Source organism: Rhodococcus sp. P4_F3_2, assembly GCF_056401335.1.
In genome coordinates this window covers 112,263-126,563 of sequence record NZ_JBFUJN010000018.1, presented here as the reverse complement: position 1 = coordinate 126,563, position 14,301 = coordinate 112,263, and the positions used below count along the sequence as shown (strand labels likewise).

General features: G+C 63.8%; 13 protein-coding genes. 5 read left to right on the top strand and 8 right to left on the bottom strand.

Annotation, left to right across the window (positions count from 1 at the left end):
• Positions 1-136: 136 nt before the first annotated feature.
• The 6 genes from AC1DWA_RS19850 to AC1DWA_RS19825 form a co-directional block, all read right to left on the bottom strand.
• On the bottom strand, positions 137-1,315 hold the full coding sequence (locus AC1DWA_RS19850) for a PrsW family intramembrane metalloprotease (RefSeq protein WP_477846612.1): 1,179 nt from the start codon (positions 1,313-1,315) through the stop codon (positions 137-139).
• On the bottom strand, positions 1,312-1,965 hold the full coding sequence (locus AC1DWA_RS19845) for a hypothetical protein (RefSeq protein ID WP_230091154.1): 654 nt from the start codon (positions 1,963-1,965) through the stop codon (positions 1,312-1,314). Before AC1DWA_RS19845 ends, AC1DWA_RS19850 begins: the two co-directional genes overlap by 4 nt.
• Positions 1,966-2,101: 136 nt before the next feature.
• Positions 2,102-2,947: a hypothetical protein gene (locus AC1DWA_RS19840; RefSeq protein WP_019748476.1), complete on the bottom strand. Its 846-nt coding sequence runs from the start codon at positions 2,945-2,947 to the stop codon at positions 2,102-2,104.
• 92 nt (positions 2,948-3,039) lie between these two features.
• Positions 3,040-4,608, bottom strand: a complete 1,569-nt coding sequence (gene lnt / locus AC1DWA_RS19835; RefSeq protein WP_080910443.1) for an apolipoprotein N-acyltransferase — start codon at positions 4,606-4,608, stop codon at positions 3,040-3,042.
• Between the two features lie 37 nt (positions 4,609-4,645).
• Entirely contained in the window at positions 4,646-6,280 is a 1,635-nt protein-coding gene (locus tag AC1DWA_RS19830; protein WP_477846611.1) for an amidohydrolase, read from the bottom strand.
• A 12-nt stretch (positions 6,281-6,292) separates the two neighbouring features.
• Positions 6,293-6,853 (bottom strand): FxsA family protein, encoded by a 561-nt coding sequence (locus AC1DWA_RS19825; RefSeq protein ID WP_003944915.1) that lies wholly within the window; start codon positions 6,851-6,853, stop codon positions 6,293-6,295.
• Positions 6,854-7,103: 250 nt separating this feature from the next.
• Here AC1DWA_RS19825 and AC1DWA_RS19820 point away from each other — a divergent pair, with 250 nt between their 5' ends.
• On the top strand, positions 7,104-7,763 hold the full coding sequence (locus AC1DWA_RS19820) for a hypothetical protein (protein WP_477846610.1): 660 nt from the start codon (positions 7,104-7,106) through the stop codon (positions 7,761-7,763).
• Positions 7,764-7,800: 37 nt separating this feature from the next.
• Here the strand turns inward: AC1DWA_RS19820 and AC1DWA_RS19815 are convergent, their stop codons facing one another.
• Both AC1DWA_RS19815 and AC1DWA_RS19810 read right to left on the bottom strand, forming a co-directional pair.
• Entirely contained in the window at positions 7,801-8,460 is a 660-nt protein-coding gene (locus tag AC1DWA_RS19815; protein ID WP_003945024.1) for a response regulator, read from the bottom strand.
• Between the two features lie 57 nt (positions 8,461-8,517).
• The gene (locus AC1DWA_RS19810; RefSeq protein WP_019748480.1) at positions 8,518-9,681 is read right to left on the bottom strand and encodes a sensor histidine kinase; all 1,164 of its coding nucleotides are present in this window, start codon (positions 9,679-9,681) and stop codon (positions 8,518-8,520) included.
• Positions 9,682-9,719: 38 nt separating this feature from the next.
• Here AC1DWA_RS19810 and AC1DWA_RS19805 point away from each other — a divergent pair, with 38 nt between their 5' ends.
• Genes AC1DWA_RS19805 through AC1DWA_RS19790 form a run of 4 tightly spaced genes read left to right on the top strand, consistent with a single transcriptional unit; the run spans position 9,720 to position 14,298 of the window.
• The gene (locus AC1DWA_RS19805) at positions 9,720-10,487 is read left to right on the top strand and encodes a TSUP family transporter (protein WP_019748481.1); all 768 of its coding nucleotides are present in this window, start codon (positions 9,720-9,722) and stop codon (positions 10,485-10,487) included.
• A 30-nt stretch (positions 10,488-10,517) separates the two neighbouring features.
• Entirely contained in the window at positions 10,518-12,038 is a 1,521-nt protein-coding gene (locus tag AC1DWA_RS19800) for a TldD/PmbA family protein (RefSeq protein WP_060938574.1), read from the top strand.
• Entirely contained in the window at positions 12,035-13,393 is a 1,359-nt protein-coding gene (locus tag AC1DWA_RS19795; protein ID WP_477846609.1) for a metallopeptidase TldD-related protein, read from the top strand. The genes AC1DWA_RS19800 and AC1DWA_RS19795 overlap by 4 nt, the downstream gene beginning before the upstream one ends.
• Positions 13,393-14,298 (top strand): TIGR01777 family oxidoreductase, encoded by a 906-nt coding sequence (locus AC1DWA_RS19790; protein ID WP_060938576.1) that lies wholly within the window; start codon positions 13,393-13,395, stop codon positions 14,296-14,298. Before AC1DWA_RS19795 ends, AC1DWA_RS19790 begins: the two co-directional genes overlap by 1 nt.
• Positions 14,299-14,301: the final 3 nt, after the last annotated feature.

Here is a 14,301-nt window from a genome sequence, read left to right as displayed (position 1 = left end):
ATCGGCACTGCTTCGTGCACCAGTGTGAGCTGTATCCCCCACCCCGCGACACACCAAACTTCGGTACCCCACTCACGCCGACTGGGGTGTGGGTAAATGACTTACGGTGCTGAACGGTACTTCCGCTACTTCGCGGTCACCGAGCGATGCTCTGTGCCGCGGTTCCTTGGCGGAGGCGGGTGATTTCGTTGCGTGATTCGACGACCTGGGCGCTGTCGTCGCCCTTGCTTACAGCAAGGTCGCTGCACAGATCCAGCGCGGCACGAACGATATGTCGTCGTTGGCGACGTTCGGTGCGAGTGGGTGCGGCTTTCGCGTACGTGCGTTGTTGTCGCCATCCGCCGGCGGCTGTCACCTCGGCGTCGGTCAGGACGCCGGACTCGATTTCCGGGGCGAGAATGTCACGGACGAAGTGGGATTCACGTGGGTGCGCCCAGACGAACGCGATCCACAAGGCAGTGAAAGCGAAGACGATGTCGCCGATCATGATGACGAACACGAGCGAACTGCTGCCGCCGGCGATCGCGAGCATCGAATCCCACACGCCGTGGATCAGGATGGGTGCCACGATCAACGCCAATCCGCGTCCGATCCGCCGGGGCTGGGCCGGGGTGCCGATCAGATAGATCACGCCGGCGCAGAAAAGGGCTGTAAAGAGGGGATGAGAGACGATGTCGGAGTAGGTGCGGGTGGCGATGGAACCGATCAGGCCGTCGGTTTGGTGGGCGCCGAAGCCCTGCGTCGCGCCGGCAATCGAGTACAGAAAGTCTTCGCTGGTCTGAAATCCCAAGCCGATGAAAGCGCCGAGGAGCAGGCCGTCGGTTGCGGTGCGCACCAGTCGCGGTGCAAGCGCGAGGAGGACGACGATGCCGATGCCTTTGGCGGTTTCCTCCACGGACGGTGCAGAGAGGCCCGCATGCCAGTCCTGAGCCCATACCTGCCCGAAAATCTTCGTGTAGAGCGAGCCGACTGCTCCGTTCGCGGGTACTGCGATAGTGAACGTTGCTGCGGTGGCGCCCCAGATGAAGCCGGTGACCACTAGTCCTACGGGTTGGCGTTCGTAGCGGTCGATGTGCCGGAACCACCATGTCCAGACCGCGGCGCTGATGATGCCGACGATGCCGGCAACGAGGAGTGCGCGCCCGAAGTATCCGGCGAAGGGGGCGAACATCTGCCAGCCTTTGACGAGGCCGAATCCGCACATCCACAGGTATATCCAGAACACGACGTTGCGTGGTTGGAAGAAGTGAAATTTCTCGCCCCAGGCCGTCGTATCGAATGCGCGGGAGCGGGTTTCGAGGAGATCGCTGCTCACTTGGTGTCTCCCTCATGTGTGCCGATGGAGGCGATCATGTCGGTGATTTCTCGACCGCGGGCGGCGATCTGATCGGGTGGGCCGACTACCTGTACCCGAATCCCCTCGCCGTCGGTGACGAATGTGGTCACCGATCCGGCGGACCGCGGAGTGTCAAAGCTGACCTGGACGCCGCTCAGACCCCCGTCGGTGCTGATCGGCTGGCGTGTACCGGAGACCGCAAGCACGGAACTGCCGTTCGTCGCAAGACTCACGGCATCTGTTTGGGAGAGGAGCTCGTCGGCAGTTCCACTGAATGTGTCGGCGTCGACGCTCACGGTGACGGTGCCGCCGGTCAACGTCACACGTGGGAGCGAATCGGACGCGCCATGTTGGTCGGTTCGGAAACCACTCTCGACATTCCAGCCCGCAGGTGCGGCGAAGGAGACCGTTTCGGTCACGGCCATTCGGTCTCCGGCGCCGGTTGGATCTTCGGAGGAGACAGCGGAATCGATGGCGGGCACGATCACGGTCCAGAGCATCCACACCCCCAAGATCGCGAGGGCGTGTGGGAAGACGCGTGTGTCGAGTCCGAGGAAGCGGTGATCCGCTGGTGGACGTCGTCCGTGTATGGGCTCGTGCTTGTGTGCAGTACTCGAAATAACGCTCAATTTCCCTCGTTTCCATTGCACGGCAGGTGCACTGACTATCGCAGAAACGGACAAATTCCGTGCATCAGCCGGCACCTGCCGGTCATCGAGACGATCGTGCACCAAGTTCCCGTCGGCGCGAGATCACCGAGAGCTCCTAGTCGACGGTGAACCGTCGCATCGCCAGATGTCCGAACACGCCGACCAGAATCAACGTGACGCCTGCGGTCACGGAAACGGAGTCGGTCACCAACCCCGCGATGCCGGTCACGGCTACGAACACCGGCAAAAAGTCGAACAGCCTGAAAATCGACTGCGGTGGTTCGGTTTCGAGGCCCTGAGCCTGAGCGGCCTTGTTCGGCGCATACTCGGGGTACCACTCGGTGAAGGAGATCGCGAAGAAGGTTCCGAGCAACTGCAGAATCCATCCGGTCCAGAAGTTGTCTCCGTCGTGCAGCAGTGCGTCTCCGAACAGGCCCACTGCGGCCGACCATGTGAAGGCGAGCGCCCACACTGCGGTGATGACGTAGTTGATGCGCAGAAACAGTGGCGTCGTCCAATACTCTTCAGGCGTCGACTCTTTCGCGTACTGCAAAGTGAAAGGATTGCGGAGCAGGATCGATCCGAAGGCAAAGACCACCAGCGCGATGTTGGTCAGTTCGCCTCCCCAGAGTTCGAACCACCGAATCGTGTTCGCCGACGCGAGGAGGCCGATGGCCGCCAGAACGCCGAAGAACACGACGTCGAAGACCTCCAACAGCTTCACCGTGCCGCCGCGCCGGTGACTGGCCGCCAAGATCAGCAGCGACAACCCGAGCGCGGCGGCCGCGGATTCCTCGAACCTTCCCGGCCCGGAGAGCAAGGACAGCAGGATCCACGGTGACAGCCCCGCGAGCGGTGACTGCAGCACCGCGTCGACGACACTGGTCTTGCGAACTGCAGTCTGGGGCTCGGTCTTCTCAGGCTGGGCCTTGTCTGGCTCGGTCTTGTCTGGCTCGGTCACAGGAGGCCGCCTTTACGCAGGAACGGGTGGCACAGCGAGTACCCGCGTAGGCGCCCCTCGGAACATCGGCAGCCCGATATCCGTTGCTCGGGTCAGATTGCCGCAGTCTCCTCTGGTGATTGCTCGGCCCGATCTCGGCGCCGGGCTACCAGCGCCATGGCAATCGCACCGACCGCGATGATGCTGAGCACGATCTCCGGCGCCGGACCTACTCGGGTAGCGAGGGTGGAGCTGGTCGAGAGCGGCACCTTGGCCACAAGTGCCGCCGGCACGAACAGGTCGGTCTGCGAAGTCACTGCCCCGTCGGGAGCGATGATGGCGCTGACACCACTGGTTGCGGCCACAACGACGGCACGGCCGTGCTCGACTGCCCGCACACGGGACATTGCCAGCTGCTGATACGTCATCTCGGTGTCCCCGAAGGTGGCGTTGTTGGTCGGTACTGCCAGCAGCTGCGCACCATTGCGCACCGATTCCTGGAACGCCCGGTCGAACGCAACCTCGTAACAAGTCGCGACGCCGATCGGTACACCCGCTGCTTGGACAACGCCGTTGCCCTCGCCGGGCACGAAATTGCCCGCACGATCGGCGTACGAGGAGAAGTTCCGGAAGAAGCTTCGGTATGGCAGGTATTCACCGAACGGCTGGATGATCTTCTTGTCGTGCTGTTCCTGAGGACCATTGGCGCCGTCCCACACGATCACTGAATTGGTGGTCGTACGATCGGCATTCACGAGTACGGTGCCGACAAGAATCGGGGCTCCGATCGCTTCGGAGGCTCGGGTGATGTCGGCCGCGGCATCGGCGTTTCGCAGTGGGTCGATGTCAGAGGCATTTTCCGGCCAGATCACGACGTCAGGCTGATCGACGCGGCCCGCGTCCACCTCGGCTGCCAGTTTCACAGTTTCGGTGACGTGGTTGTCGAGGACCTGCTTGCGTTGCGAGTTGAAGTCCAAGCCCAACCGCGGAACGCTGCCCTGGATCGCGGCGACGGTGATCGTTCGGTCGCCGGAATCCATGGTGGCAAGAAACGGCGACACCACGAGAGCAACGATCACGGGCACGATGGCGGCGGCAACGGCTCCGAAGAATCCTCGGTCCCATCGTTTTGCCGCGACAGCGACGACGACTGCTGCCAAGCCGGTACCGGTCAGGGCCACCGCGAAGCTGAGCAGCGGCGCACCGCCGATACTCGCGAGTGGGAGGAGCCACCCTTCGGATTGACCGAATGCGAGCCTGCCCCAAGGAAATCCGCCGAAAGGGACGCTGGAACGAAGCCACTCGGTAAGCGTCCAGGTCGCGGCAATCCACAAAGGTGCCCAAGGCAACCTCGCCACCAGTACCGCCAGCAACCCGAACAGTCCGATGAACAACGACTCCACCGCGGCCAACGCGATCCACGGGACCGCGCCCACGAACACACCGATCCACGGAAGCAACGGCACCAGGAATCCGAGACCGGCCAGGTACCCGTAACCGAAGCCGGCACGAAGACGCAATCCGCCTCGACCGAAGTTCGTCAACACGCACGTCAGAAGAGCGATCCCGACTGGCGCCAGAAACCACAGCGGACGAGGTGGGAACCCGGCGAAGATCAAGAATCCGCCTGCGGCTGCGTACAGCGAACGTAGCCATGCCGAACCGGTGAGCACAGCGTTCACGCGGGAGCGATCGCTGCTGGGCGCCTCTGCGCCGGCCTCACTCACTCGTCGAGCCGCGCTGGTAGACGACGCGTCCGCGATGCACCGACTTGATGCAGACCGGAATCGGCGCATCTTCCGCCAGCCTGGGCAGAGCGGGTACTCGCGAGCGCGGATCGGTAGACCATCGCTGGACCGAATCGGCCGGTGCACTGACTTCGAGTTCGCCTGCCGCCCACAACACGTAGGAGGCGGGTGCACCCGGATTGAGCGTTCCCGCGGCGCCGTCCCGCACTCCGCCCGCGCGCCAGGCGCCGCGCGTTGCGGCGGAGAAGGCCGCACGCGGTGAGATTCCACTTCCGTCGGTGCGGTGCTGGACAGCGGCGCGCAGCATCGCCCACGGCTCGATGGGGGTGACCGGGGCATCGGAGCTGAATGCGAGCGAGACACCCTTACCGGCAGCAGGTGCAAACGGATTCAACGCTGCTGCGCGGTCGACTCCCAGGCGCGTGGCGTACAGACCGTCGGTACCGCCCCACAGTGCGTCGAACACCGGTTGGACGCTCGCGATGACACCCAAGGCCGCGAAGGTTTCCGCGTCAGCCATCGACATCATTTCCGCGTGCTCGAGGCGGTGACCCAACGCGGCGACCTTGGGGCCACCCAGTTCGTCGGAGACCTTGCGGAACGCGGCCGCTGCCGACGAGACGGCACCGTCACCGATCGCATGGAAGCCGGCCTGGACACCCGCGAGGGTGCAGGCCCGGATGTGTGCGGCGATCGCGTCGACGTCGAGATAGGCGTTGCCCGTCGAATCAGGTTGGTCTGCATAGGGTTCGAGCAGCCACGCGGTATGCGAACCGAGCGAACCGTCGATGAATAGATCCCCGCCGAGTCCGTCTGCTCCGGTTTTGTCGAGGAGTGCGCGAGCATCCTCTTCGGTGTCGACGCGCTCACCCCAGTAGCCCCGAACCTCCACTCCGTGGTCGTGGGCCAGTAGTTCCTGGAAATCGGTCAGTCCCGAGATGTCCGGTCCGCCGCACTCGTGCACTGCGACGATCCCGCGGGAGGCGCACAGATCGAGCGCCGCGGTACGAGCAGACGCGCGCTGAGATTCGGTCAGCAGGTTCCGAGCCGCATTGCGCGCCAGGTGGTGTGAATCGAAGGTCAGCGGGCCGTCGGCCGAGTATCCGGCAGTGTCGGCGAGGCCGGAGATCCCGTCGCGCAATGCGCTCGAGCACGCGGCCGAGTGAACGTCGATCCGCGAGAGATACACCTTGCGGCCAGGGGCAGCCGCGTCGAGATCCGCGGTTGAGGGCGGCGTCTGATCTGCCCACTCGGTGTCATCCCAACCATGTCCCCAGATGACTGCGTCGGGATGGGCAGTTTCGGGGTTTGCCGCTGCGAATGTTCGTACTCGCGAGAGGCATTCGTCCAGTGAGTTCGCGCCCACGAGATCCAGACCGACGAGATTGAGTCCCAATGCAGTGATGTGGACGTGGGTGTCGACGAACCCGGGAGTGACAAACGCACCGCCCAGGTCTTCGATCTCCGCGGCGGGGTGCAACGCCCGTCCGGCGCGCTCGTCGCCGACCCAGACGACGGTGCCGTCGGTGATGGCGATCGAGGTCGCGTCAGGTGCAAATGAACTGTAGATCCGGCCGTTGACCAGCAGACGAGTAGTCACGAGCACCCAGTCTGCCTGTTAGTACTGCGGCCCCCGCGAACGGGTGGGTGTATCCGTGTCCAGAATCTCACCCTCGAGGACGAGTTCCTTGCCGTTGCTTGCTACGTACTCGGTGGTTTCGGGTGTCTCGACGATGATCTCGCCGTCGATCACCTCGCCGTTTCCGCGCATGCGCGCCGCGTAGCCGACGGTTCCGGCGAAGGCGTCACCACCGGCGGCAAATGCTGCTGCGCGCTTGCCTGCCAGGAGCACCGCAAGCGGGCGGAGCGCCCACCGGGTCGGCGGAATCAGAAGCAGAAGGCCCAGAACCGAAGTCACGAGTCCGGGTACGAACATCAACGCGGAGCCCGCCGCGACCAAGGCGCCGTCGGCGACCGCCAGTGACGGCGATCCCTCACCCCTCGTTGCCTTGCGGAATCCGTCCATGACTCGTCGCCACTGTGAACGCATGAGGATCAATCCGACAAGCGAACCGGCGAGAAACAGCAGCACTGTCCAGGCGACACCGATGGCGTTGCCCACGATGACCAATGCGGCGATCTCGACGATCACGTAGAGGAGGAATACGGCGGCGATCATGACGTCCCCTTTCAGACGGTCTATCCGTTCAACGCTCGAGGGGCCGGATTTTCTCCCGACAACGACTCAGAGGTGCAAAACAGGCGAGTGCCGTGAGTCACACGGGCTTTCTCTCGCGCACGTGCGACTTGCCTGGCGTTAACTAACGCTCCGCTAACGATTCTAAACCTCAAGTTGACGTTGAGACTATGCGCGTGGTCAAGTCACTTCGGGCCGCATTTCCCGGCCTCATGAAATGAAGGAGCCCGACATGAGCCGACTCCCCGGCAAGACACTCGCCCGACGCATTCCCGCTGCCATCGCCGGCACTGCCGCCGTCGTGGCACTCACGGCCGGCAGCACGATGATCAGCGCGGGAACCGCGGCCGCAGAACCGGTAGTACCCGAAGGAATTGCCGCGCTGATCGCGCAGGCCGCAGCCATCTCCCCCGAAGCCTCTGCTGCTGTTCAGCAGTTGATCGGCACGGCAGGCGCTGATCAGATCACGACCGCCCTCGATCTCCCGGACGTCGGCGTCACCAAGCCGCAGTCGTTCATGTACCCCGCACCGACGGTCGGGTGTGGCGTGGCCGGTGAACCTGTCACCGTCACCCTCAGCTCCGCACAGGCCGGTCCGAACTTCCCGTTGCCGCCGTGGGTCGAGGTCGACCATCTCCGGTTCCAGGCAATCCCGGGTTACGTCGGCATACCCAAGACCTCAGGGTTGAGTGTTGCCTGGATCAACGTCGGCACCTTCAAGGGTGGCATCGTCCCGTTGGACGAGAAGTTGCCCGTACTCGATACGCCGTTGCTCTCGAAGGTCGTCGACACCGGCGACGGCAAGGTGTTTGCCGCTCTGTTCGGCAATGTCGATTACGCAGACGGGAAGACCTGCATCGTGCTGCCAACTGTGGGCGCTTTTGATGCCTGAGCAGAGCGAAACGCTCGCTGCCTGACAGGCGGCTGGCCTACGCGCCCGGAGTTACCAGTCCGGTCTCGTAGGCCAGCACCACCGCCTGCACACGATCACGCAGATCGAGTTTGGTCAGAATGCGTCCGACGTGCGACTTGATCGTCGATTCGGACAGGTACAGCTGCTGTGCGATCTCGATGTTCGACAGTCCCGTGGCCACGTGCCCGAGGACTTCGCGTTCGCGTTCGGTCAGGACGTCGAGAACCACCGGATCGCGTCGCGGCGCCGGACCGTCCACGATGAACCTCGACAGCAGACGACGTGTCACCTTCGGGGAAACAACCGCATCACCGGCCGCCACGCTGCGGATAGCCGACACGAGGTCCTCGGGCGGGGTGTCCTTGAGAAGAAACCCACTCGCTCCGGCACGCAGGGCGCCGAGCGCGTGTTCGTCCAGGTCGAACGTCGTCATGACCAGGACCCTGGATTCGATCCCGGAGGCAAGAATCTGCTCCGTCGCTTTCACACCGTCGACAATCGGCATCCGCACATCCATCAACACGACGTCAGGCTTCAGCGCTACCGCCGCTGCGACCGCCGCGGCTCCGTCACCGGCCTCACCGATGACCGAGATGTCCTCATGTGCTTCGAGCACCATGTTCAGGCCCATCCGCATGAGTTCCTGGTCGTCGACTAGCAGCACGGTGATGGGCACGGCGTAAACCTATCGGGCCTGAGACGTCGGTGCCAATGCGATTGCGGCGAGCCGGTATCAATCGTGGATCTCGAGCGGCAACTCTGCGTACACACGCCAACTGCCGTCGGGGCGTCGTCCCGTCTCGAGTGTCCCGTGCAGTACCGCCACCCGCTCACGCATGCCGACCAGTCCGTTGCCCGAACCGTGAGCGAAGGTCGAGCTCGACGTTCCGTTGTCGACGACCTCGAGCAGTACCGCGGTCTCGGTGCGGCGCACGGTGACTCGGGCCTTCGGGTTCGCGCCGGCGTGGCGGAGGACATTGGTCAGTGATTCCTGAACGAGGCGATGAATGCCCAGGCTGACCGATGGACTGACGTCGTCGAGCTCGCCGGTCAGCTCGAGGCGCACGCCGAGACCGGCAGCCCGCATCATCTCGACGACCTTGGCGATGCCGGCCGTTCCGTGTTGCGGCATCAAATCGCTACTGACCTCGGTGCGCAGAAGCGAGACGGTCCGGCGAAGCTCGGCAAGCGCGTCACGTCCGGTGCTGGAGATGTTGCCGAGCGCCTTCTTCGCCAACGCCGGATTGGAATCGACGGCGTACGAGGCGCCGTCCGCCTGAACGATCATCACGCTGACCGCGTGTGCGACGACGTCGTGGAGTTCGCGGGCGATCCGGGTTCTTTCCGTCGCCACCGCATCCTCGGCGCGGCGGTCTCGTTCGTATTCGGCCACTTCGAGTCTGGCGGCCACTTCCTCGTCGTAGGCACGTCGCGCGCTCAAGAACTCGGCGGTGATCCAGGCCAATGCATAGAGCAGCGTCGCGATGATGATCGTCAGGATCACGTCTTGGCGGATGACGAGCAACGAGAAAGTCATGTCCAGGGCAAGGAAGCACGCGAATATCGCCCCGGTACGCCGATCGACGTACGCAACGAGTGTGTAGAGCGAAACTCCGAGCGCCAGCAGGCCTGGATGTTCCGCAGCCGGATCCCCGGTCGCCCACATCATCAGGGTCGCGAAGTACGACATCGACAATATGGACGCAGCGGACACACGCGGATATTTGCGACGCCACACGACGGGAAGGCAGATCAGAAATCCGACGACGAGCTGAGGCCACCGCTCCTCACGCGGCGAACTGACGAACGTGACTACCTCGAGCGCGAAGAACACGAGCGCCAGCGCGCTGTCCGCGATCATCGGCTTTCCTCGCAGCCACAGGCTGAACCTCCGCATGTGCTCAAGAGTGTCACAGCTGTGAAAGAGTCACCGCCGTGGATATTGCTGATTGGGGACTGCTGATGACGGCAGCAACGGCGGCGGGTTGGGTGGACGCCGTCGTCGGCGGCGGCGGATTGATTCTGTTGCCCGCGCTCTTTCTGGTCGCCCCACAATTGACCCCGCAGGCCGCACTGGCCACCAACAAACTGACGGCATTCACCGGGACGAGTGCTGCGGTGTACACGTTCTCGCGTCGAATCCCGATGGAATGGCGGCAGATGGCGCCGGCAGCCGCCTTGGCTGCGGTGACGTCCGCGTGCGGGGCGGCGGCCGTTTCACTGATCGACAAGAAGTACTTCATTCCGATCGTGATGGTCGTACTCGTCGCTGTCGCCGTCTTCGTGACAATGCGGCCGACGCTGGGCACCACGATCGCCACTCATCGTCCGACGCAGCGCAAGACCGTCCTCGTCCTGCTGCTCTCCGCCGGACTCATCGGGCTTTACGACGGTCTGCTCGGACCCGGCACCGGCACTTTCCTCATCATCAGCTTCGCCACCTTCCTCGGAACCGAATTCGTTCGAAGCGCAGCCATGGCGAAGGTGATCAATCTCGGTTCCAATTTCGGCGCGCTCGCCTACTTCGCCGTCACCGGGCATGTCTGGTGGAGTTTGGGTTTGGCGATGGCGGTGTGCAACGTGCTCGGCGCGGTCATCGGTTCGCGGATGGCGCTGAGCAAGGGATCCGGATTCGTCCGGATCACGCTGTTGGTGGTCGTGATCGCCATGGTGATTCGCCTCGGATGGCAGCAGTTCGGTTGAGATCGGCGGTCGTCGGCTAGCGTCGTGTGCGTGACCGTCACCCGAGATGTCGATGCAGATTTCCTCGCCCTCCCGCTGCGAGCCGTCGCTGATGCGGCGCTGTCGGCAGCGAGAACAGCCGGCGCCCAGCACGCCGATGTTCGTGTCCACCGCGTGCTCACACAGTCGATCCGCTTGCGCGACGGCGTAGTTCAGGCGGTGTCCGACGGAGACGAGATCGGGGTCGCCGTCCGTGTGATCGTCGACGGCACGTGGGGATTCGCCTCGCACGCCGACGTATCTCCTGACGTCGCGGCTGCGCTGGCACGCCAAGCGGTCGAGGTTGCGAAGGCATTACGCTCGCTCAATCGGGATCCGGTCACCCTCGCCGACGAGCCCGTCTATGCCGACGCGACGTGGGTGTCCCCGTACCTCGAAGATCCCTTCGCGACACCGACGGCCGACAAGGTAGCGCTGCTGGTCGACTACTCCGGACGGCTTCAAGCCGCTGACGGCGTGGATCACGTCACGGCGAGCGTCCTCCAGGTCAAGGAGCAAACTTTCTACGCGGATCTGGCCGGTTCGTCGATCACCCAGCAACGGGTGCGTCTGCACCCCGAATTCGAGGCTACCGCCGTCGACAAGTCGGCCGGCAGCTTCGAATCGATGCGCACCTTGGCGCCGCCGGTAGGTCGCGGATGGGAGTACCTCGGGGCGCAGAGCACGTGGAACTGGGGCGAAGAGCTCGCGCAGATCCCGGAGTGGCTGGCCGAGAAGACCAAGGCGCCCACTGTCGAAGCAGGTCCGACCGACCTCGTGATCGATCCGACCAATCTGTGGCTCACGATCCACGAATCCATCGGACACGCCACCGAATACGACCGCGCGATCGGCTACGAAGCGGCCTACGCCGGTACGTCGTTCGCGACGCCGGACAAGCTGGGAACGCTGAAATACGGAACGCCACTCATGCACGTGACCGCCGATCGTAACGAAGAGCACGGCCTGGCCAGCGTCGGATTCGACGACGACGGCGTCGCCTCTCAACGGTGGGATCTGGTGGCAGACGGAACACTGGTCGGGTATCAACTAGACCGCGTGTTCGCGCCGAGGCTGTGGCTGACGCGTTCCAACGGCTGCTCGTACGCCGACTCCGCACATCACGTTCCCATCCAGCGAATGGCCAACGTCTCGCTCTCCCCCGACCCTTCTACGGACACCTCGACCGCAGACCTGATCTCGCGAGTCGAGAACGGCATCTACGTCGTCGGTGACAAGTCCTGGTCGATCGACATGCAGCGCTACAACTTCCAGTTCACCGGTCAGCGGTTCTTCAAGATCCGTGACGGAAAACTCGACGGTCAGGTGCGTGACGTGGCGTATCAGGCGACGACGACGGATTTCTGGGGCTCGATGGAAGCCGTTGGCGGTGAGTCGACCTGGCGCCTGCAGGGCGCGTTCAACTGCGGCAAGGCGCAACCCGGTCAGGTTGCGGCGGTCAGCCACGGCTGCCCGTCCGCTCTGTTCCGCGGAGTCAACATCCTCAATACTCGTTCGGAGGCTCAGCAGTGATCGATCCGCAGCAGGTCGTCGAGCGTGCATTGGCCGCGAGGACGGTAGACGAATCGTTGGTGATCGTGACCGATGCGAGTGAGGCGTCGCTGCGGTGGGCCAACAATTCGATGACCACCAACGGAGTTTCGCTGTCCCGGACGTGGACGGTGATCTCGATCGTGCGCGAGGGTGACATCGCGAAGGTGGGCACTGTCAGTTCCAGCAGTGTCGATCCGGAGCAGATTTCCGCACTCGTACAGGCAAGCGAAGAAGCTGCGCGCACAGCCACTCCGGCTGACGATGCGTCCGACCTGATCACGCAGTCGGCGGCAGAGACCGACTGGGACCTGCCGGCCGCCCTGACCGACATCGGTGTCTTTGCGCAGTTGGCTGCCGACCTGTCCACGGCCTTCGACAGTGACGACCAGTTGTTCGGCTTCGCTCACCACCAGTTGCACACCACCTGGCTCGGAACTTCGACGGGCGTGCGACGTAGAACGGCTCAGGCCACCGGCTCCGTGGAGATCAACGGCAAGCGCGGCGACGCCAGCGCCTGGGTCGGATCCGGAACTGTCGATTTCACTGACATTTCAGTGCCGAATCTTTTGTCGCAGTTGACCACTCGGCTCGACTGGGCGGAGAATTCGGTCAGTCTGCCTGCCGGCCGCTACGAGACGATTCTTCCGCCTTCTGCTGTCGCGGACCTGATGATCTATCTGATGTGGACCATGGAGGGTCGCGGCGCCGAAGAGGGCCACACCGCACTTTCCACCACCGGTGGTACCCGGATCGGCGAGAAGCTCGGATTGCCACTGACACTCACCTCCGACCCCGGCGCCGAGGGCTTGCAGTCCGCGCCGTTCGTGATCACGACGTCGTCGAGTGAATCCGTCTCACTGTTCGACAACGGTATGGAGATCGAACCCGTCGACTGGGTCCGAGACGGCGTCGTCAATGCGCTGGCGTACCCGCGCCACGCTGCACGAGAATTCGGTCGACCTGTCGCAGTTCCCGGCGACAATCTCATCCTGACCGGTGGTGACGACACCTCGATCGAGGACATGATCGCAGGTACCGAGAAGGGTCTACTGCTCACAACCCTCTGGTACATCCGTGAGGTGGATCCGACGACGCTGCTGTTGACCGGACTCACCCGTGACGGGGTGTATTTGATCGAGGACGGCAAGATCGTCGGCGCCGTCAACAACTTCCGTTTCAACGAGAGCCCGCTCGATCTCCTGCGGCGGGTCACCGAGGCTGGACGCACCGAGATCACGCTTCCCCGCGAGTGGAAAGACTGGTTCACCCGCACGGCCATGCCGCCCATGCGGATTCCCGACTTCCACATGTCCTCGGTCAGCCAGGCGCAGTGATGACGAAGGTCGTGATCGCCGGCGGCACCGGCGCTCTCGGCCGCCGAATCAGCGACGATCTCGCCGACCGTGGGTATGACGTCGTGGTCCTGACTCGGTCACCGAAACCCGGCGGGCACAGGCAGGTTCAGTGGGACGGTGTCACGGTCGGCGACTGGGCAGGAGAACTCGACGGCGCCGCGGTGATCAATCTGGCCGGCGAGTTGGTCGATCGCCGACCCACCCCGGCAAACATCGCACTGCTCACCAACTCCCGAGTCGATCCGACCCGCGCGCTGGTCGAAGCGTCGAAACTACTGGCGCACCCTGTTCCGGTGTGGATCCAAGCGAGCACGCTCGCAATCTACGGCGACGCCGGAGAGACCCGACTCGACGAGGCTTCCCCACTCGCTGACGGACCACCTCAGATGACCGACGTCGCAAAGGACTGGGAGGCAGCGGTCGAGGGAGCAAACACGTCACGAGTAGTGATCCTGCGAACCAGCGTCGTATTGGAGAAGGGCACACCGGCGCTAGAGCGACTCCTGTTGCTCGTACGTCTCGGTCTGGGCGGACGCGTTGCGTCAGGTCGACAATGGACAAGTTGGATTCACATCGACGACTGGCTGTCGATCGTTCGTTGGACCCTCGAACCCGATTCGGCTGCCTCGGGCGTGGTCATCGCGACTGCCCCGGATCCCGTCCGCAATTCAGAACTGATGGCCGGGCTGCGCAAGCACCTTCACCGGCCACCTGCGCCGCCGACGCCCGCTGTCATGGTCAGATTCGGCGCGTTCCTGCTGCGCAGCGACGCTGCCTTGGGCCTGACGGGTCGTCACGCCGTGTCGAAAGTGCTGACGGACAACGGCTTCCCCTTCACCTATCCGCGGTTCGATTCAGCGTTGGACGATCTGCTCGGCAACTGACGC

Bases quoted from the DNA above. Each gene is read 5' to 3' on its own strand.
- AC1DWA_RS19825 (WP_003944915.1), bottom strand. From the start codon at position 6,853: ATGATCGCCGCCGTATTCCTCCTCTACGTGATCGTCGAGATCGCCGCA.
- AC1DWA_RS19790 (WP_060938576.1), top strand. From the start codon at position 13,393: ATGACGAAGGTCGTGATCGCCGGCGGCACCGGCGCTCTCGGCCGCCGA.
- AC1DWA_RS19820 (WP_477846610.1), top strand. From the start codon at position 7,104: ATGAGCCGACTCCCCGGCAAGACACTCGCCCGACGCATTCCCGCTGCC.
- AC1DWA_RS19810 (WP_019748480.1), bottom strand. From the start codon at position 9,681: ATGCGGAGGTTCAGCCTGTGGCTGCGAGGAAAGCCGATGATCGCGGAC.